17 protein-coding genes are annotated in these 18636 nt (G+C 72.1%); 9 read left to right on the plus strand and 8 right to left on the minus strand.

From position 1 onward, the window contains the following. Positions 1-68 precede the first annotated feature (68 nt). From ACQ452_RS06005 to ACQ452_RS06030, 6 genes are all read right to left on the minus strand, one after another. Positions 69-644 (minus strand): dihydrofolate reductase family protein, encoded by a 576-nt coding sequence (locus ACQ452_RS06005; RefSeq protein WP_433390714.1) that lies wholly within the window; start codon positions 642-644, stop codon positions 69-71. Positions 645-1014: 370 nt separating this feature from the next. Then, complete coding sequence (locus tag ACQ452_RS06010) at positions 1015-1512, minus strand: NUDIX domain-containing protein (RefSeq protein WP_433390717.1); 498 nt, start codon at positions 1510-1512, stop codon at positions 1015-1017. Positions 1513-1604: 92 nt separating this feature from the next. Then, positions 1605-2108, minus strand: a complete 504-nt coding sequence (locus ACQ452_RS06015) for a hypothetical protein (RefSeq protein WP_433390720.1) — start codon at positions 2106-2108, stop codon at positions 1605-1607. A gap of 134 nt (positions 2109-2242) precedes the next feature. Continuing rightward, positions 2243-2617, minus strand: a complete 375-nt coding sequence (locus ACQ452_RS06020; protein ID WP_433390723.1) for a winged helix-turn-helix domain-containing protein — start codon at positions 2615-2617, stop codon at positions 2243-2245. Then, positions 2614-3039, minus strand: coding sequence for a hypothetical protein (locus ACQ452_RS06025; protein WP_433390726.1), 426 nt, complete (start codon positions 3037-3039; stop codon positions 2614-2616). Before ACQ452_RS06025 ends, ACQ452_RS06020 begins: the two co-directional genes overlap by 4 nt. A 390-nt stretch (positions 3040-3429) precedes the next feature. After that, a complete protein-coding gene (locus ACQ452_RS06030) occupies positions 3430-3900 on the minus strand; it encodes a TspO/MBR family protein (RefSeq protein ID WP_433390729.1) in 471 nt (156 codons plus the stop codon). A 109-nt stretch (positions 3901-4009) separates the two neighbouring features. Here ACQ452_RS06030 and ACQ452_RS06035 point away from each other — a divergent pair, with 109 nt between their 5' ends. After that, positions 4010-4318, plus strand: a complete 309-nt coding sequence (locus tag ACQ452_RS06035) for a hypothetical protein (protein ID WP_433390732.1) — start codon at positions 4010-4012, stop codon at positions 4316-4318. Beyond that, complete coding sequence (locus tag ACQ452_RS06040) at positions 4318-6981, plus strand: DUF4132 domain-containing protein (RefSeq protein WP_433390735.1); 2664 nt, start codon at positions 4318-4320, stop codon at positions 6979-6981. The genes ACQ452_RS06035 and ACQ452_RS06040 overlap by 1 nt, the downstream gene beginning before the upstream one ends. Before the next feature lie 147 nt (positions 6982-7128). Here the strand turns inward: ACQ452_RS06040 and ACQ452_RS06045 are convergent, their stop codons facing one another. Continuing rightward, positions 7129-8172, minus strand: coding sequence for an Lrp/AsnC family transcriptional regulator (locus tag ACQ452_RS06045; protein WP_433390738.1), 1044 nt, complete (start codon positions 8170-8172; stop codon positions 7129-7131). A 97-nt stretch (positions 8173-8269) separates the two neighbouring features. Between ACQ452_RS06045 and ACQ452_RS06050 the strand changes: the two genes are divergently transcribed. From ACQ452_RS06050 to ACQ452_RS06075, 6 genes are read left to right on the plus strand one after another with little or no spacing between them, the layout of a single operon-like run. Then, complete coding sequence (locus ACQ452_RS06050) at positions 8270-9598, plus strand: alkaline phosphatase family protein (RefSeq protein WP_433390740.1); 1329 nt, start codon at positions 8270-8272, stop codon at positions 9596-9598. 34 nt (positions 9599-9632) lie between these two features. After that, complete coding sequence (locus tag ACQ452_RS06055; protein ID WP_433390743.1) at positions 9633-11006, plus strand: ABC transporter substrate-binding protein; 1374 nt, start codon at positions 9633-9635, stop codon at positions 11004-11006. Then, positions 11003-11959 (plus strand): carbohydrate ABC transporter permease, encoded by a 957-nt coding sequence (locus tag ACQ452_RS06060; protein ID WP_433390746.1) that lies wholly within the window; start codon positions 11003-11005, stop codon positions 11957-11959. Before ACQ452_RS06055 ends, ACQ452_RS06060 begins: the two co-directional genes overlap by 4 nt. Next, a complete protein-coding gene (locus tag ACQ452_RS06065) occupies positions 11956-12816 on the plus strand; it encodes a carbohydrate ABC transporter permease (RefSeq protein WP_433390749.1) in 861 nt (286 codons plus the stop codon). The genes ACQ452_RS06060 and ACQ452_RS06065 overlap by 4 nt, the downstream gene beginning before the upstream one ends. Positions 12817-12836: 20 nt before the next feature. After that, entirely contained in the window at positions 12837-14171 is a 1335-nt protein-coding gene (locus ACQ452_RS06070; protein WP_433390751.1) for a Gfo/Idh/MocA family protein, read from the plus strand. Between the two features lie 3 nt (positions 14172-14174). Beyond that, a complete protein-coding gene (locus tag ACQ452_RS06075) occupies positions 14175-16346 on the plus strand; it encodes an alpha-N-acetylglucosaminidase TIM-barrel domain-containing protein (protein ID WP_433390754.1) in 2172 nt (723 codons plus the stop codon). A 211-nt stretch (positions 16347-16557) separates the two neighbouring features. On the opposite strand, the gene ACQ452_RS06080 is transcribed toward ACQ452_RS06075, so the two are convergent. Beyond that, positions 16558-17949, minus strand: a complete 1392-nt coding sequence (locus tag ACQ452_RS06080) for an MFS transporter (protein ID WP_433390757.1) — start codon at positions 17947-17949, stop codon at positions 16558-16560. Between the two features lie 93 nt (positions 17950-18042). Here ACQ452_RS06080 and ACQ452_RS06085 point away from each other — a divergent pair, with 93 nt between their 5' ends. Next, positions 18043-18627 (plus strand): TetR/AcrR family transcriptional regulator, encoded by a 585-nt coding sequence (locus ACQ452_RS06085; protein WP_433390759.1) that lies wholly within the window; start codon positions 18043-18045, stop codon positions 18625-18627. Positions 18628-18636: the final 9 nt, after the last annotated feature.

An 18636-nucleotide genomic window follows, 5' to 3' on the forward strand; every position in this document is an offset into this window, starting at 1 on the left:
CGTCTACCGGAGACCTCATCAGCTATCGATCACCGCCACACCGTGAACTTCACCGGCCACCACCACTTCTAGAGCACGCCCTGGTGGCCGAGTAGGCGGTAACGGAGGTGAACGACGCCGGTTGGGAATCGGCGTTCGTCGAGGAGAGCGAAGTCGGTGCGCACGCCGGTAGGCAGCCCCGGCTTGCCGCCTCCGACGGCCACGGGCCAGACGAATAGCTGGCACTCGTCAACCAACCCAGCCCGCATGGCTTGTGCCGCCAGGTTGGCGCCTCCAATGGTGATGTCCCTGCCGGCTGTGGCCTTCAGTTGGCGTACGGCGGCGGGGTCGAACCGGCGCTCCAGGCTGGTGGCGGCCGTTGACACCTCGGTGAGAGTCGTGGAGTAGACGATCTTGTCCGCCGCTTGCCAGGCGCTCGCGAAGTCAGCCGTGAGGCCGGACTGCGCGGCTAGGGCAGCGTCGGTCTCCCAGACAGCCATCATCTCGTACAGGCGTCGCCCGTACAGGAACGTACCCACCGACCGCAGGAGGTTGGTGGTGAACGCGAATACCTCGTCGTCGCGCGGCAACCAGTCGAAGGCTCCGCTCTCGTCCTCGATATAGCCGTCAAGCGACACATTGGTCACGTAGATCAGCTTCGCCATGCCGCTACCTCCGGGTGCACGTAGGACCTCATGGATGTCACTCCTCGTCCGTGAGCTGATCCAGCATCACGGTTCGGGTAGGCGTCTCCGCCTCTCACCCGTTCTACGAACGACTCGGCCCGGATCCGACGCCATCGCGGGAGAAAGTTCCACGGGATCGTCGGCTGGGCCGGCGCGCGCCGACGGCGTCCGTGAAGTCACCTCCTGCGGCCGGACACCTCCTGACTTGGCATTCTGCCGGGGAGGAGGAAACCGCTGCGGCTCGACAGAGCAAGGACCCGATGAGTTTCGCCGCCGAGCTGCGACAGAGCCGCGAGACCGGGCGAGTGCCCCTGTCGGCGGAGGTATCGTCCACGGCCCGTCCGGCCGGCTATCTGGTCGGGAGCGCGGCCCCGTCCTCGAGGTAGACGCCGCCGCGCCCGATCGCGGCGAACGCCGCGGTGACCCGCCGCGCCAACCGTGGGATCAACACCTCGCCCAGGCGCTCCGGCTCGACGAACTCGAAGCCGTCAAGTTCGTCCGGGCACAGTCGCATCGCCGCGATCTGGTCGGTTGTCAGCACCCCGCCGTCGAACACGAACATGAGCCCGCCGTCCCACGGCGGGTTCGCCGGCACCCAGTCGACGCACAGCAGCGCTCCCGCCGGCACCGAAATGCCCAGTTCCTCCCGGATCTCGCGTGTGCAGGCGTCCGCCGGCGACTCGCCCGCCTCCACCGTTCCGCCGGGAACTTCCCACACGTCCTTGTAGGTCGGGTGGACCACGAGCACCCGGCCGGCTTGGTCGCGGAGGATCACGCCGGCCGCCGCGCGGACCCGCGTCACGCTGGCGATGTAGGAGGGGTCCGGTTCGGTCTGCGTCTCGGCCACGCGACCGACCCTACGGGCTCGCCTCAGTGCGTAGTCGCTACCGAAGGGAGGCCGGCCGCGCCGGGCATCGCGTCGGCCGGGACGGCTGGCGGCTAGGAGCTGAGCAGCTTGATGAGCGCGGTGTCGGCCTGGGCCAGGATCGACGGGCCGTGCAACCGTGTGGCCAGGACCCGCCGGCAGTGGTCGAGTTCGACGTTGATCACATCGCCCATCGCGGTGGCGTCCAGTAACACGGCGAACCGGTCGGCGGCCGCTGAGCACTGCTTGGCCGGGGGTGACAGTGCCAGCGTCCGTTCGATGGCCGCGCGTTGCTGCGGTGGCAGGAGGAGGCCGTACTCGAAGGTCCCGGCGGGCTGGGGTGTGCCCTGCTGCTGCGTCGGCACCCGGTAGACGCACAGGCGTACCTGGGACGGGAGCGGCACCCGGCCCGGCCGTGGGAGGAGCCTCGGGTCTCTGGTCTCGGTGGCCAGCACGTTCGACCAGTGCTGCTCGCATCCGGCGGCGGCCGCTTCGGCGGACCTAAGTTCCCGTACGGCCTTTGCCGACACGGTGGTCAGCCGCAGGCCCCGCACGTGGGGTGCCGCTCCGGTGGCCACACGGCGTCGCGTATTTCTTCGGGTTCATGCTCAACCTCTCGTTCTGGCCGTGTTCGCTCGACCCGACCAACTCCATCGCCTACCGGCCCGGGCTGCCGGCCATCGAGCAACTCCACCGGTATCTGACCTTCTGTTCAGCCCTGCCCGCCCCGGACCTGTGCGCCGTCGGCGGTGCCGCGCGCCCGGGCGACGAGGCCCTCGAGGCTGGACAGGTAGGCCTCGAACCTCGCGCGTCCGTCGTCCGTGAGGCGGACGGAGGTCTGGCGCCGGACGTTGTGGTCCTTGCGGATCTCCACGAAGCCGGCTTGTTCGAGCGTCGTGAGTTGTTTGGACAGCGCGGAGTCGCTGGTGCCGATGCTGTCCCGCAGGAAGGAGAACAGCACCCACTCGGCCGGGGCGAGCAGGGCGCAGATGTTCAACCGGGCGGGGGTGTGCAGGAACTCGTCCAGGCCGACGCCGGGCGGCGGTGCGCCGTGGACGGTGGGCGTGGCCGGGCGGGGGTGGTTCACGGGTGCAAGCTGGCGACGAGGCGCGCCTGCACCGGCCGGCTGAGCAGGGCGATGGTGACGGCGGCGCCGATGGCGCCGATGGTGTTGGGCAGCGGCCACCCCAGGGCGCGGACCATGAACTGCACGGCGATGTCGGCGGCGAGGGCCAGGACGAACGTCGCCGCCAGCGCCACCTGCCAGCGCCTGGACGAGTGGGTCGGCCTGAGCTGGACGCCGCGGTTCCACGCCGTTCCCAGGACGAGGACCGCCAGGAGGGCCCACAGCCAGATCATGTCGGCGTCGGTGAGCAGACCCAGGGTGATGACGCCGAGGCAGATGCTCCACAGCGCGCGTGGAGACCAGGCGGCGGTGCCGGCCTCGATGCTCTGCCGGCGGCGCTCGGCCACCTGTGCCAGTGCCTGTTCCGCTTGACGTGGGTTCATCGGTCGCCTCCGATCGGATGCGTAACTTTCCTCTTGGGAAAGTAGCGCTTACTTTCCTGACGGGCAAGTCGACGTGTGATCACCGATCCCATGTCACCGGGGCCCAGCACGGTGACCTGGCTGGTCCGGTCGGCCGGACCGTCGCTCTTCGTCGTCGTGGGCGAGTCCCGTCGCGTCGGGTGCGTCGGTGCCGTCTCCTGCCCGAGCCGGCTGTCCGCCCCGGCGGCGGCGATGGCGGCCGTCATGCGGGTGAGGCGTGCGCCCTGCAAGCGTGCCGGCTCGAGGAGCGCCGCCGTGACGCTCGCGTAGCCGGCCGCCGAGCGGCGCGGGAGCCAGGAGCCCTCTCAGCGGAGAGCCGGCGCCGACCCTCCGCTGAGGATTGTCCAAAGCTCACCTGTTGCTGTTGAGACGGACGATCGCGCCGTTGAGGGCGGTGGCGAAGAGCGTCCACGCGACGTACGGGGCCAGGGCGGCACCCGCGACCGGGTCGGCGCGTGAGGCGCGGCGGAGCAGCACGAGGTTGGAGGCGTTGAGCGCGGCGATCTCGGCCAGCGCGGCGGTCGGCCTGCGGGCCTTGAAGAACAGCGCGCTCCACCCGAAGTTGAGGGCCAGGTTGAGGGCGTAGGCGCGGGCGAACCGGGCACGGTCGGCTTCGCTGGTGCGGTCCAGCACGCGGGCGCCGGCCACCGCGATCAGCGCGTAGAGCGGCGTCCACGCCAGCGGGAACGCCACTGGCGGTGGCTGCCAGCCCGGCTTGCGCAGCCGCTGGTACCAGCGATTGGAGGTGTCGTTCACCGCCGTCCCGGCGGCGGCCGTGACCGTGACCGCCGCCGCGGTCTTGACCAGGGTTGGTAGTCGCATGGTGTCCAGCTACCCGGCCTGCGGCGGATGAACCGCGCCGGGTCACGCCCCGCGCGACGGCCGACCGCGAGGACACGTCCTGTCGGTGTGCTCGGTTAGCCTCTGCGCCATGCCGCTGATCACAATCGCCGATGAGGCGACCGGGGCACCGAGCGGGCCCGAATGGACCATGGAGATCGGCGAGGAGACGGTACGCCTCGACGAGCTGATCCGCCGGCGGGTGTTCCTGGAGGTCGCCGAGTCCGGCGCGCGGGTGGATCCGGGGGAGCGGACCCGGGTGACCCTCGACGCGTTCGGCCGCAACGGTTTCGTGGTGCTGGTCGACGACCGCCAGGTGACGGCCCTCGACGAGCAGGTCCGGCTGTACGCGGGGTCCCGGGTCATCTTCCTCAAGCTCGTACCGCTGGTGGGTGGCTGATGGGCGCGTACGACCCGGAGTCGGCGTTGCGCGAGGTGGTCGCCCGCGTCAAGCAGCGGTGCGAGCGCGGCGACCACACCCTTTCTCCAGGTGGTCAGCGGGAGTTCGTCGACCGGGTGGCCCTGGTGTGCGGCTGGGCACCGGCCGACACGAGCCGGGTGCTGCTCGCCGCGCTCAACGACCCGGCCGGACCGTACGATCTCGCGCCCCCACAGATCGAACTGCTGCCGGAGGCCACGCGGAAGGCCGAGTCCCTCGCCGCCGTCGTGGCGGCGCTGGACGGCCCCGAGGCTGATCACGATCGACGCGTCGCCGCGGTGCTGACGGTGATCGGACTTCCACCGTGGCGGCCCCGTCTCCTGCGGGCGGACGAAACCCCGTGGGATGTCGCCTGCCGCGAGTCGTGGGCCCGCACGGAGCAGCTCCTGGCCGCGCAGCCGGTGTCGGTGCGGCAGGTGGCGTTCGACTCGTTGACGGTGCCGGAGCAGGACAGCGAGTTGCAAACGGCACTGATCCGCTCGTTGCGCTCGCCCGGTGGGCTGGACGGCGCCGCCTGGCTGGACCGGCTGGGCGGTCAGGCCTGGCTGGGATTCGGTCGATGGAGCCCGTCGCTCAGGGCCTTCACCTGGGATTCGATCCGGGCGGAGCACCTCGCCGGGCGCTCGCACCCGGCGGCGCTGGCGACCTGGCGCCGGACGCGGATCGAGCGCCCCCTTTCCGACATGAGCGACGAGGACGTCTCGATGTGGCCCGTCGTCAACGTCGGCGAGCAGTGGGCCGACCGCGCCGTCGCGGACATCGAGGCGATGCCACGGGAGCGCCGGTCCGCGTGGCACGCGCTGCTCGTCCACTGCCTGCTCGGCAAGGACCGGGCAAGGCCGACGGCCGCCTGGCAGCGGAGCGCCCGGCTGCTGCTCGACGCGGTCGGCGGCGAGGAGTTCACCGCCCGGCTCGACGACTGGCTCCCACTGGTGGGTCTGGCACGCAGCCTGCCGCTGCGCATGACCACGTGTTGCGACGGCCACTACGCGGACTATCCACCGCGCCTCGCCGACCGGCACAACGTCGCGCTGCTGTGGGGCCTGCTCTGGATGCGGGCGATGTGCCCGCCGTCGGAGGGGACCCTGCGCAGCCTCGGCCAGATCGCGGAACGGGCCGCCCGCAAGGTTCCCGGGCACGGTCCGGCGAGCCCGAAGCTGGCGAACGCCGCGGTCGCGGTGCTCGTCGACGCAGACCATCCCGCCGCCCTCGCGCAGTTGGCGCGGCTGGCGTCGCGGCTGACCTACAAGAGCACGCTGCGCATCGTCGAGAAGGGCCTCACCAACCGCGCCGAGGCGTTCGGCGTCGGCCGTGAGGACGTCGAGGAGATGGCCCTGCCCGGCTTCGGGTTGCCGATCGCGGACAAGCTGGGTGACTGCTCGTACGCCATCGAGGTGCGTGGCGTCGACGCCGCCGTGGTGTGGCGCAACGCGGACGGCAAGGTGGTCAAGGCCCCGCCGGCGCAGGTGCGCAGGGAGCACGGCGAGGAACTGAAGGAGTTGAAGGCGACCGCCGTGGACGTCGGGGCCACGCTGATCGCCACCCGCGACCGCCTGGAGGGGCTGCTGCGGCGCGACCGCGCGTGGTCCGCCGAGCAGTGGCGCGAGCGGTTCCTGGATCACCCGCTGGCCCGGACCCTGGCCCGGCGGCTCGTCTGGACCGTCGACGGCGTCGCCTGCTGCTGGGGCGGTGATGCCCTGCGGACGGTGGACGGCTCGGTGGTCGAGCCCGCTGGTGACGCCACCGTCCGGCTGTGGCACCCGGTCGCCGACCCGACCTCGGTCCTGCCCTGGCGGGACTTCCTGGCCCGGCACGCGATCACCCAGCCGTTCCCGCAGGCACACCGGGAGCAGTACCTGCTGACCGACGCGGAGCGGGCCACCGGCACATACTCCAACCGGTTCGCCGCGCACATCGTGCGCCAGCACCGGCTCAACGCGCTGCTGTCCCGGCGCGGCTGGTCGTACGTGCAGCACCGTAACGACGGCGCCAGCCACCAGGTGCCGTGGCTGGCGCTGCCGGACTGGGGGCTGCGCGCCGAGCTGAACGTCGCCGGGATCGAGGATCGCGGCGACGACCTGGTGTTCGACACGATGGGGACCGACCAGCTGTCGTTCGTCCGGGGGGAACGCACGCCGGTGCAGCTGGCGGAGGTTCCGCCGGTCGTGCTCAGCGAGGTGATGCGCGACGTCGACCTGTTCGTGGCCACGGCGGGGGTGGGCAACGACCCGAACTGGTACGACGGCGGTCCGGCGGGCCGCTATCGCGACTACTGGTCGCAGCACAGCTTCGGCGACCTCACACCGCCCGGCCGGACCCGTCGGGAGGTGCTGGCCGAGCTGATCCCCCGGCTGGCGATCGCCGGCCGCTGCACCCTCACGGACAGGTTCCTCGAGGTGCGCGGCGACCTGCACACATATCGCATCCACTGCGGCTCGGGCAACATCCTGATCGCCCCGGAGGACCGTTACCTGTGCGTCATCCCGGAGTCGGCGAAGGCCAGGGAGCCGGAGATGTTCCTGCCCTTCGAAGGCGACAGCCGGCTCGCGGAGATCATCAGCAAGGCGCTGCTGCTGGCGGCCGACAAGAAGATCAAGGATCCGATCATCCTGCGTCAGCTCTGACGGCGCCGGCGCACCCGGATCTCGACAGGCCGCACGGCGGGGAGGGGGTCTCCGGCAGGTGCCGCCCGGTGCCGGGCGTGCCCGGCCGGCGCCGTCGCGATGGGCCGTCGGGGGCGCCGGCGCCCGGGAGGGGCCGGGGCGGTGGGATCACCACCCGTCCGGGCGGGGCGGCGGGGGGCGGTGCTGGGCCGGGAGGACCATCCCGGCCCGCTTGACGGACCGCAGGGCGACGGCCACGTCCGCGTGCTGGAGCCCGGGCAGTTGGCCCGTGGTGCGGGACAGGAACTCGTAGAGCGCGGCGTCGCTCTCCAGCGCGATCTCGCCGCACAGGTTCCGGTCCCCGGTCGTCGCGGCGATCATGAGTACGGCGGGGTGCGCGGCGAGCAGTTCGCCGGCCTGCCCGAGCTGCGCGGGATTGACGCTGAGGGTGATGAAGGCGTTCACCGCGAGCCCGACGACCGCGGGCTCGACCACCGTGCGCATGCGCAGGAAGCCCGCCGCCATCATCGCCTCGGCCCGTCGCCGCACGGTGGCGGGGCTGGCGCCGCAGCGCTCGGCGAGCTGCTGCCAGCTCTGCCGGCCGTCCGTGGCGAGGGCGGCGATGATCAGCTCGTCGAGCCGGCTGAGCCGGGTGGGCGCTTCGACGGGTGTCTGTTCGTCCCACTGGTCCGCGCGCTGCGAGCGCAGTCCGTCGACGATCTCCGCCGGCAGCAGTCCCGGGTTCCAGTTGTGTGGCGTGGAGAACCTGCGGATCACCTGGTTGCTCCAGATGGCGAGCACGCCGTCCAGCCCGGGTAGCTGTTCGAACATGAGCTCCAGCAGGTGCTCGTTGGAGCTGTAGGAAACCTCCGCGACGCAGTCGACGGTGCCCGTGAGTAGCTTGACCGACCCGCACTCCTGCCACCGGGCCAGGTGCTCGGCGGAGCGGCTGGCGGCGTCCGGGCGGCAGCGGAGCCGGACGAACAACGACCGTGCCCGGCGGGTCGCCTCGCCGTCCATGACCCCGATGATCCGTACCGCGCCGCCGCGCAGCAGCCGCGGGACCCGCCGGGAGACGGTCGCCTCCGAGGTGAACACCGCCTCGCCGATCTGCGCGTGGGTGGCCCGGGGGTGGGCGAGCAGCGCACCGACTATCTGCCTGTCGAGTTCGTCGAGGGAACGACGGTTCGCGTCACCGGAGAGGGTCTGCATGCGGATATCTTGCATCTCCCAATGAGATCTTGACAATATCCATCGTGTCTCCGGCAGACTCTCGCCACGGGTCTGAAGGCATCTCAGGAGGCAGCGGATGGCGCACGCGATGAAGCGTTCGAGCGCGGTCAGGACCGCCGTGGCGGGCACGGTGGTGCTGCTCGCCGCGGCGGCCCTGCCGGCGACCCCGGCGGCGTCGGCGCCCGCCGGCGCGACGCGACCGGCACAGCACGTGATCATGTTCGACTTCGACGGGTTCGACCCGCGGTTCCTCCAGGGGCGCTACGCCGACCTCGCCGAGCTGCCGAACCTCCGGGCGCTCATCGCGGACGGCAGCTTCGGCGTGGCCGACGGGTCGTACTCGTCGTACTCCAACTCGTCGCGGACGACGACGGCGACCGGCGCGTACCCGGCCGTGCACCGCAACACCGGCTACTACTACAACCACGAATCCGATCGCGGCGTCTCCCAGGAGCGGTACATCGAGCCCGGCGTCGAGACGATCGCCCAGTCGCTGAAGCGGCAGGACCGCACCTCGGCCTACCTCCAGTGGTACGCCGTGCAGAACTACGGCGCCACGTACGGTGACCCCGCCGCGCTCTACACCCAGCCGGGCGGAACCTGCGAGACCCGCGCCGACCAGGCGATCGCGCTGCTGCGCGGCGAGGCCGTCAACTCCGGCGGCACGATGGTCGACCCGGTGGCGATCCCGGACCTGATCACCGTCTACTGCGACGACGTCGACGGCGTGCTGCACGACGGCGGCTTCTCCGACCCGGCGCTGCCGGCCGCCCTGACCCGGGTGGACGCCCAGATCGGGCGGGTCCGCGACGCCGCCCGCGAGGCCGGTGTCCTGGACCGGACGGCCTTCGTCGTCACCGCCGACCACGGCGCCCGGGAGTGGACGGTTCCGCTGCTGCCCGAGGTGCTCGACCGGCTCTCCGGGACGGGCTTCGAGGTCCAGGTGATCTCCTCCTCCGGCGGCGTGCCGGCCCCGACGAGCGAGATCGTCGTCGTCGCGTCGCCGCGTACCGCCGACATCACCCTGCGGGGCCGGGCGGACACCCCGGAGAACGCCCGCCGCATCGCCAGGATCATCAGGGACGTCCCGGGGATCGCCGCCGTCCGCGACGAGCGGGAGCTGCGCCGGCTCGGCGCCAGCGACAAGCTCGGTGACCTCGTCGTCGAGCCGGTCGAGCCGTACCACCTGTCCACGCTCGCCGACGGCGCCCCGCGCGCCTCGCACGGCGCGCTGCCGGAGGCACGGGTCCCGATGGTGCTCTCCGGCGCCGGGATCCGCCGCGGCGTCCCACTGCGCAACGTCGGCCTGGTCGACGTGGCCGCCACCGTCAGTGCCCTGCTCGGCGTGCAGCCGCCGGCGAACTCGCAGGGACACGTCATGCGCGGGGCCGTCAAGCGCTCCTGACCGTCGTCACAACGTATTCGAGGAGAGACAGCACATGGGCCACCTGACGAAGCGCCGGTTGGCGGCGGCGATCGCCGCCGCGACCGCGCTCAGCACACTCGTCGCGTGCGGCGGGTCCGAGTCCGACGCCGAGAAGGCCAAGGAGATCACCTTCTGGACGCCGCAGACGACCCCGCAGCGGGTCGCGGCACAGGAAAAGGTGGCGGCCCGGTTCACCGAGAAGACCGGCATCAAGGTCAAGGTCGTGCCGCTCAGCGAGACCGACCAGCAGCAGTCGCTGGCGACCGGTGCCGCCTCCGGTGACGTGCCCGACGTGATGCTGCACAGTTCCACCACCACGGCCGCCTGGCGATCCCAGGGGCTGCTGAACACCAAGGCCGCCGAGGAGGTCGTCGAGGAACTCGACGCCGCCACCTTCAACGCGAACGCCCTGAAGGCGTTCAGCCTCGACGGCAAGGTCGGCGCCGTGCCGAGCGACGGCTGGGTGCACCTCCTGGTGTACCGCAAGGACCTGCTGCAGGCCGCCAACGTCAAGGTGCCCACCAACCTGGCGGAGGTGGCGACGGCCGCCACCACGATGAAGGCGACCGGCGTGACCGGCATCGCCCTGGGCACCCAGTCCGGCACCGCTTCGGGCACCGAGGGCATCTACTCGATGTTCCAGAGCGCGGGTTGCCAGCTCGTGCGGGAGGGCGCGGTCACCATCGACTCGCCCGAGTGCACCCGGGCCGCCGAGCTGTTCAAGGTCCTGCGTGACTCCAGTGCCCAGGGCGACTTCGACGTGACCAGCGCGCGGGCGGCGTACCTCGCCGGCAAGTCCTCGATGCTGCTCTTCTCGACCCACATCCTCGACGAGCTGGCCGGCCTGGACACGGCGAACCCGCCGACCTGCACCCAGTGCAGGGCCGACCCGGCGTTCCTCGCCAAGAACTCGGGGTTCATCACGGTGCTCGACCGCAACCACCCGGCGCAGTACGGCGCCACCCTCGGCTACGGCATCCCCGAGGGAGCCAACACGGCCGGTGCGAAGGAGTTCGTCAAGTTCATGCTGGAGGACGGCTACTCGGACACGCTCGCCTCGGCGACCGAGGGCCGGATCCCGCTGCGCAACGGGACCAAGGCCGACCCGAACGCCTACCTCGACGCGTGGGGCAAGCTCGGCATCGGACCGGAGGCCAAGCAGTCCGTCGCGGACCTGTACGGCCCGCAGATGGTCACCCAGATCCGCGAGGGCATGAGCTCGGTGAGCCTGTGGGGCATGGGCACGAAGGACTCCCCGCTGGCGGGCGCGGTCACCGCGCAGGGCGTGCTCGCGCAGTTCCTCGAGCGTCTGTACGCCGGGGAATCGCCCGCACAGGTCACGAAGGGAATGGCGGAGCAGGTCAAGAAGGTCCAGGCCGAGCTGTGAGCACGCCGACAGCGCGGTCCTCCCGCTGGGGGCGGCTCAGCCGCTCCCAGCGGGAGAACCTCAACGGCCAACTGCTCACCGGCCCGACGCTGCTGCTGCTCGCCCTGGTCGTCCTGCTCCCGTTCCTGCTGGTCGTCGTCTTCGCGTTCTCCGACACGAGGCTCATCGACATCCCCCGGTTGTCGCCGTCCACCGTCGAGTGGACCTTCGACAACATCGCCGACGCCTGGCGGTCGGACGCCTTCTGGGGGGCGCTGCGCACGACCGTCGCGTACGCCACCCTGACCACGCTCGGGTCCATCGGCGTCGGGATGGCCCTCGCCCTCGCCCTGCGCCGCCCCTTCCGCGGCCAGGGGCTGGTCCGCGCGCTGCTGCTGATCCCGTACGTGCTGCCGGTCATCGCGGCGGCGATGATCTGGCGCACGATGCTCAACCCGCAGTACGGCATCATCAACGCGTTCGGTCAGGAGTACCTCGGCTGGCAGAGCCCCGTCGGCTTCCTCAGCACCACCTCGACCGACGTGGCGGGCCTGCCGGTACCGGTGTCGCTGCTCGTCGTCGTCTGCTTCGAGATCTGGAAGTCGTTCCCCCTCGCCTTCCTCTTCGTCACGGCGCGCTTGCAGAACGTGCCGGGCGGGATCGAGGAGGCCGCCGCGCTGGACGGGGCCTCCCGGTGGCAGAACCTGCGCTACGTCATCCTTCCCCAGCTACGGGGGGTGATCCTGCTGCTGCTGCTCATCCGGTTCATCTGGTCGTTCCAGAACTTCAACGACGTCTACCTGCTGACCGAGGGCGCCGGCGGCACCCAGGTCATGGCGATCAAGGTCTACACCGAACTGGTCACCCGCTCCGACATCGGCAGCGCCGCGGCCTACGGGCTGCTCATGTCGCTGATCCTCTGCGTGCTGCTGGCCGGCTACGTCCTGGTCTCCCGACGGAAGGAGTCGCTGTGAGTGCGGCGATGCGGCCATCGCGCCCGGTCAACGTCCTGCGGTGGACGCTCGTCACCGTCGCGCTGGTCTGCGCCGTGGGGCCCGTGCTCTACGGGGTGCTGCTCTCGGTGCGCCCGTACTCCGCGGTGCTGCTGGAGCCTCTCGACATCGTCCCCGGGCTCGGCGAGATCGACCTGTCCAGCTACGTGACGGCGATGAGGGACGAGTCGGCGGGTGGCTTCGGGCTCGGCCGGTTCGTGCTCAACTCCCTGCTGGTCGCCCTCGCCACCGTCGCGGTGTCGATCGTCGCCTGCATCTTCGGGGCGTACGCCGTGGCCCGCCTGCGCTACCGGGGCCGCGGCTTCACGAGCGCGATCATCCTCGCCGTGTACCTGTTCCCGGGCATCGTGCTCGCGGTGCCGAAGTTCGTCATCCTGAGCCGGTTCGGGCTCTCCAGGTCGCTCGTCGGGCTGCTCGTCGTCTACGTCGCCGCGACCGTTCCCGTCGCGCTCTACATGATGCGCAACTACTTCCTCGCCCTGCCGGAGAGCGTCGAGGAGGCCGCGCTGCTCGACGGCTGCTCGCTGCCGATGATGCTGCGCAAGGTCGTGCTGCCGATCGCGCTGCCGGGGGTCGTGGCGACCGCCATCTACGTCTTCATGATCGCCTGGAACGAGTACTTCTACGCGCTGCTCTTCCTGGTGCAGGACCGGTCCCGCTGGACGGCCCCGCTCGGCCTCGCCCAGCTCACCGACTTCCAGGTGCCGGTGACAGTGCTGCTGGCCGGCTCCATCGCGGTGACCGTGCCGGTCATCGTCATCTTCTTCCTCGCCCAGCGCTACATCGTCTCCGGCCTCACCTCCGGGGCGGACAAGTGAACACCGAAAGGATGATCGACGTGACAGACCCCGTGTCACCGGGATCGGATCCGGTGCGACTGCTCGTGCTCGGCGCGGGCGGGCGCGGCGCGCACGCGTACGCGCGGTGGTGCCTGGAGCACCCCGAGGCGGCCCGGGTCGTCGCGGTCGCCGAGCCCGACGCGGAGCGCCGCGACGGCGTGGGTGATGCCCACGCCATCCCGGCGGGCCGGCGGTTCACGGGCTGGCGGCAGGCGCTGTCGACCCGGGGGCCGTGGGACGCGGTCATCGTCGCGACGCCGGACCGCGACCACGTCGACCCCACCCTGCGCGCCCTCGAACTGGGCCACCACGTCCTGCTCGAGAAGCCCATCGCGCCGACCGCCGAGGACCTGGACCGGCTGACCGCCGCCGCCCGCGTCAGCGCCGGCACTGTCACCGTGGCCCACGTGCTGCGCTACACCCCGTTCTTCCAGACCCTGCGCCGGCTGCTCGACGAGGGCCGCATCGGTGACCTGCAGGGCATCTCGCACATCGAGAACATCGCGTACTGGCACTTCGCGCACAGCTACGTCCGGGGCAACTGGCACCGCGCCGACCAGTCGAACCCGATGCTGCTGGCGAAGGCGTGCCACGACCTCGACATCCTCCGGTGGCTGGTCGGGGCGCCGTGCACGACCGTCGCCTCGTTCGGCGAGCGCCGCCACTTCCGCCTCGAACACGCGCCGAAGGGGTCCACCGAGCGCTGCGTCGACGGCTGCGCCGTCGCCGCCACCTGCCCGTACAACGCCGAACGCCTCTACGTCGACCAGCTCGCCGACGTCGACGGGCCGCCCGTCACGGTCGTCACCAACGACACGAGCGTGGCCGGCCGCCGGCGGGCCCTGCGGCTGACCGACTACGGCCGGTGCGTCTACCGGATGGACAACGACGTCGTCGACCACCAGACAGCGGCGCTGCGCTTCGGCAACGGCGTCACGGCCTCGCTGGTGGTCTCGGCGTTCACCGCGTGGAACACCCGGACGCTCACGCTGATGGGCAGCCACGGGCAGATCACGGCGGACATGCGTTCCGGGCGGATCAGCCTGGCGACCTTCGTCGACACGCCGCCCAACGTGGAGGGGCGTCCGGCCGACGAGACGTTCCAGGTCGGCACCGGCAGCCAGGGAGTGGTCGACGAGGTCATCGAGGCGTTCTCCGGGCACGGTGGCGGGGACGCCGGGCTGATGCTCGACTTCACCGGGCGGGTGCGGCGCTGGCTGTCCGGCGAGGACGTCGAGGCGGCGCCGAGTTCGTTGGAGGAGAGCGTGGAGAGCCACTTCGTCGCCTTCGCGGCCGAGCGGTCGCGGCTGAACCACACCGTCGAGGAGCTGTGACAGGTGGACGAGGTCCTCGCCCTCGTGGCGCGCGTCGCGGCAACGGCCGACGACGTACGGGTGGAGCGGGTTCCGGCCGGCGATGACGCCGCCGTCGCCGGATACGAGTGCCGCGACGGCGTCCTGACGCTGCGCGGTTCGGATCCCGTCGCCGCGGCGTCCGCCTTCGGGCAGTACCTGAAGGCGTACGCCGGCCGGCAGGTGACCTGGGAGCAGCCCCGGCTGCGACCGCGGCCGGAACGTTGGCCGGACGCACCCCCGACCCGGCTGACCAGCCCGTTCCAGGTCCGCTACTACCTCAACGCCGTCACCTACGGCTACTCGGCGGCGTTCTGGGACTGGGACCGCTGGCAGCAGGAGATCGACTGGATGGCGCTGCACGGCGTCACCCACCCGCTCATGCAGGTCGGCCACGAGGCGGTGCTGGCGGAGACGTTCCGGCGGGCCGGGCTCGACGCGGCCCGGATCGGCGAGTGGATCGGCAGCGCGGCGCACTTCCCGTGGACGTGGATGGGCAACACCAACTCGTTCGGCGGACCGCTGCCGGCGAGCTGGACCGACCGCCACGTCGAGCTGGCACGCCGGATCCTGGAGCGGCAACGGGCGCTCGGCATGACGCCGGTCCTGCCGATGTTCGCCGGCCACGTGCCTGCGGAGCTGGCCGATTCGTCGGCCGGTGAGATCGAGTGGCAGGGCTGGCGCACCCCGATCCTGAACCCTGACGGCGAGCGGTTCGCGGCGCTGACCGCCGGGTTCCTGAGCATCCAGCGGGAGCTGTTCGGCACCGACCACCACTACGCCGTCGACCCGTTCATCGAGTCGGTGCCGCCGTCCGGCGAGCCCGGCTACCTGGCGTCGGTGGGTCGGGCGGTCTACCGGGCGATGGCGGCCGGCGACCCGGAGGCGACCTGGGTTCTGCAGGGCTGGCCGTTCCACTACCAGCGCGACTTCTGGCGGCCGGAGCGGGTGCGCGCGATCCTCTCCGAGGTTCCCGACGAGCGGCTGCTCCTGCTCGACCTGTGGGGCGAGCACGCACCGATGTGGCGCCGCGACGGCATGTTCGGGCGGCGTTGGGTGTGGTGCGCCATCCACAACTTCGGCGGTCGGTTCGCGCTCTTCGGTGATCTGGGCGGGCTGCGCCGCGACGTCGACGAACTGCGGCGTACGCGGCCGGCCCGGCTCGCCGGCATCGGGCTCGCGCCGGAGGCGATCGAGAACAACACCGTCTTCTACGAGCTGGCCACCGACCTGACCTGGGACGCTCCGCGGCTGGCCGACTGGCTGCGCGCGTTCGCGCGGCAGCGCTACGCGTCCGGGCACGACGACTTCGCCGAGGCCTGGCGGATCCTGGCCGAGACGCTGTACGGGCCGGGCCGTACCCGGTCCATCCCGTCTCCGGTCATCGCCCGGCCGTGGTCGGCCGAGGCGCCGTTCGCCGCCCAGCGCCTGGCCGGCGAGTTCGTCGCGCGCGACGAGCCGCCGCAGCGGCAGTCGGCGAACATCGACGCCGAGAACGACCCGCTGGTGCTCGGCGCCCTGCCGGGGATCGCCACGGCCGCGCGGCTGCTGCTGCGCCGCGCGCCGCAGGCGGGGGTCGTCGACCAGGTGGCGCGGGACATCGTCGACCTGGTCGGCCACGTGCTGGCGCAGGGCACCCGGATCCACATCCGCGGCATGCTGGCGGCCTTCGCCGAGCGGGACGCCGCCGGGGTCCTGGCGCACTTCGCCCGGTTCCGGACGGACCTGCTCGACCTCGACGAACTCGCGGGCACGCGCGCCGAGTCGCGCGTCGGCCGGTGGATCGACGACGCCCGCGCGTGGGGCGCCTCGCCCGCCGAGGCCGACGTCATGGAGCGCGACGCCCGCAGCCTCGTCTCCGTCTGGGGGCACCAGACCAGCGGGCTGCACGACTACTCCGGGCGGCACTGGGCCGGGCTCGTGCGGGACTACTACCTGCCCCGGTGGGAGCTGTGGGCGACCTGGCTGGCGCGGGCCGCGGCGGCGGGTGACGAGCCGGACGTCGACGTTCTCCGGGCCGGCGTCGTCGCGCACGAGGAGTCGTGGCGGGCGGCGATCGGGGGTTGTCCCGCCGCGCCCGAGGGGGACACCCTCGACGTGGCGGCCCGGATCCTCGACCGGCTCGCGGATCCGCCGGCGGTGGCCGGGCCCGGCTGACGGCCGTGGGGTGTGGGCCGTGGGGTGTGGGCCGTGGACGTCCGGGGCTGGCGGCACGTGCTGCCGCTGCCCCGGGCGCCCGCAGCGCTCGCGCCCCGCGTCGGCGGGCACCGGCCGCGCCGCGCCGCCGGTCGGACGCGTACGGCCCCCGGGTCGTGGTTGTCCGATCCGGTGGTCGGCGGGCGGGCCCCCGCCGACCACCGGACCGGGGTCAGTGGGCCGGCCGAGGGGTGAGGAAGAAGGCCAGGACCGCGGCGACGACGGCGATGACGGCGCCGGTGGTGAAGCCGCGGGAGAAGCCGGCGGCGCTGGTGCCCGCGATGCTGGCCGCGGCCATGCTCGACACGAGGGCGGCGCCCAGCGAGGCGCCGAACTCGTGGAAGGTGCTGACGATGCCGGAGGCGAGGCCGGCCTCGTGCGGCGCGACCTGGCCGAGCGCGGTGGCGGACGCCACCACGAAGAGGACGCCCGTGCCGGCGGCGGCGACGCTCACCCCGATCACGAGGGGCACGGTCCCGTCGACGAGAGCGGGGACCGCCATGCCCGCCGCCGCGACGAGCAGCCCGAGGACGCCGAGGGTGCGTGCCCCGAGGCGGCCGATGATGCGGCCACCGGCGTTCGCGCCGAGCATGGTCGCGATCGCGACGGGCAGGAAGAGCAGCCCGGTGCGCAGGGCGCCGTAGCCCTGGTAGTTCTGGAGGTAGAACGTGCCCAGGAAGAAGACGGTGATCATCAGCGCGGTCGCGACGAGGATCAGCAGCGCCCCGGTCGCCACCGGTCGGCGGAGCAGGAGCCGCACGTCCATCAGCGGGCTCGTGGCGAGGCGCTGGCGGACGACGAACGCGGCGTAGAGGAGGACGGCGACGGCCAACAGCACCAGGATGGTCGGGCTGCCCCAGCCGAGGTCACCGGCCCGGATCAGCGCGTAGATCAGGGCCGCGGTCGCCGCCGTCACCAGCACCGCGCCGGGCACGTCGAGGCGGGCCGTCGCGCCGTTGGCCACCCGGGGCGGGAGCTGCATCCGCAGCGCCAGCAGCAGGATGATCCCGACCGGCACGTTGACGAAGAACACCCAGGGCCAGCCCGGCCCGGCGGTGAGCAGGCCGCCGAGGAGGACGCCGAGGGCGGCGCCGCCGCCACCGAGCGCCGACCAGATCCCGAGCGCCTTGTTGCGCTCGTCGCCGTCGAAGATGGTGACGACGAGGGAGAGGGCGGCGGGGGAGAGGATCGCCGCCGCGACGCCCTGGCCGACGCGACCGCCGAGGAGCATGGGGCCGCTGGTCGCCAGCCCCGCCGTGAGGGACGCGACGCTGAACAGCAGGAGCCCCGCGAGGACGAGGCGGCGGGCGCCGAACAGGTCCGCGGCGCGGCCACCGAGCAGCAGCAGGCCACCGAAGGCGAGGGTGTAGCCACTCACCACCCAGGTCAGGGCCTCCCGGCCCATGCCCAGGTCCGAGCCCATGTGCGGCAGTGCGATGGCGACGACGGTGACGTCCAGGATGAGCATGAGCTGGGCGATGCCGACGAGGCCCAGGATCCGCCAGCGCTGTGGGTGTGGGCCCTCGGGCACCGGGGTTTCGGTTGCGGTCACAGGTTCGGCCATGATTGCCAGGCTCCTCCGCTAAGTTGAACGGTAGTGTTCAAGTTACGCGGACACGTTAACTCATGCACCACTGTTCGAGTTAGGGGAAGTTCCATGACTCGCCCATCGGTCAAGCCGGCCCGCCGGGCCGACGCCCAGCACAACGTGGAGAGGATCCTGGCGGCGGCGGTGACGTCCCTGGGCCGCGACCCCGACGCGAGCGTGAGCGAGATCGCCCGGGCGGCGGGGGTGGGCCGGGTGACCCTCTACGGGCACTTCCCCTCACGCGACGTGCTGGTCGAGGCCGCGCTGACCCGGGTGCTGGCCGAGGGGGAGGAACTGCTGGCGGGCCTCGACCTGACCGGCGATCCGCGCGACGCGCTGCGCGTGCTGATCCGGTCGAGCTGGCTGCTGCTCGCCCAGTCGAGCGCCCTGCTGGAGGCGGCGCGGGCGTCCCTGCCGCCCGGGCGGGTGCACGAGCTGCACGCCGGGCCCGCACGCCGCGTCGACCAGCTGATCCGCCGCGGTCAGGCCGAGGGGGCGTTCCGGGCCGACCTCCCGGCGAGCTGGCTGACCAGCGTCCTGCACCACCTCATGAAGGGCGCCGCCGTCGACGTGGCGAGCGGGCAACTGGGCCAGGCCGACGCCCCCCGCCTCATCTGCGAGACGGTTCTCGCCGCCTACCGCGTCGACGGTTAGCTGGCACCC

This window comes from Micromonospora sp. KLBMP9576 (assembly GCF_050941805.1).
Taxonomy (GTDB): Bacteria; Actinomycetota; Actinomycetes; order Mycobacteriales; family Micromonosporaceae; genus Micromonospora.

Bases quoted from the DNA above. Each gene is read 5' to 3' on its own strand.
- ACQ452_RS06045 (WP_433390738.1), bottom strand. From the start codon at position 8,172: ATGCAGACCCTCTCCGGTGACGCGAACCGTCGTTCCCTCGACGAACTC.
- ACQ452_RS06005 (WP_433390714.1), bottom strand. From the start codon at position 644: ATGGCGAAGCTGATCTACGTGACCAATGTGTCGCTTGACGGCTATATC.
- ACQ452_RS06040 (WP_433390735.1), top strand. From the start codon at position 4,318: ATGGGCGCGTACGACCCGGAGTCGGCGTTGCGCGAGGTGGTCGCCCGC.
- ACQ452_RS06055 (WP_433390743.1), top strand. From the start codon at position 9,633: ATGGGCCACCTGACGAAGCGCCGGTTGGCGGCGGCGATCGCCGCCGCG.
- ACQ452_RS06025 (WP_433390726.1), bottom strand. From the start codon at position 3,039: ATGAACCCACGTCAAGCGGAACAGGCACTGGCACAGGTGGCCGAGCGC.
- ACQ452_RS06080 (WP_433390757.1), bottom strand. From the start codon at position 17,949: ATGGCCGAACCTGTGACCGCAACCGAAACCCCGGTGCCCGAGGGCCCA.
- ACQ452_RS06035 (WP_433390732.1), top strand. From the start codon at position 4,010: ATGCCGCTGATCACAATCGCCGATGAGGCGACCGGGGCACCGAGCGGG.
- ACQ452_RS06050 (WP_433390740.1), top strand. From the start codon at position 8,270: ATGGCGCACGCGATGAAGCGTTCGAGCGCGGTCAGGACCGCCGTGGCG.
- ACQ452_RS06085 (WP_433390759.1), top strand. From the start codon at position 18,043: ATGACTCGCCCATCGGTCAAGCCGGCCCGCCGGGCCGACGCCCAGCAC.
- ACQ452_RS06030 (WP_433390729.1), bottom strand. From the start codon at position 3,900: ATGCGACTACCAACCCTGGTCAAGACCGCGGCGGCGGTCACGGTCACG.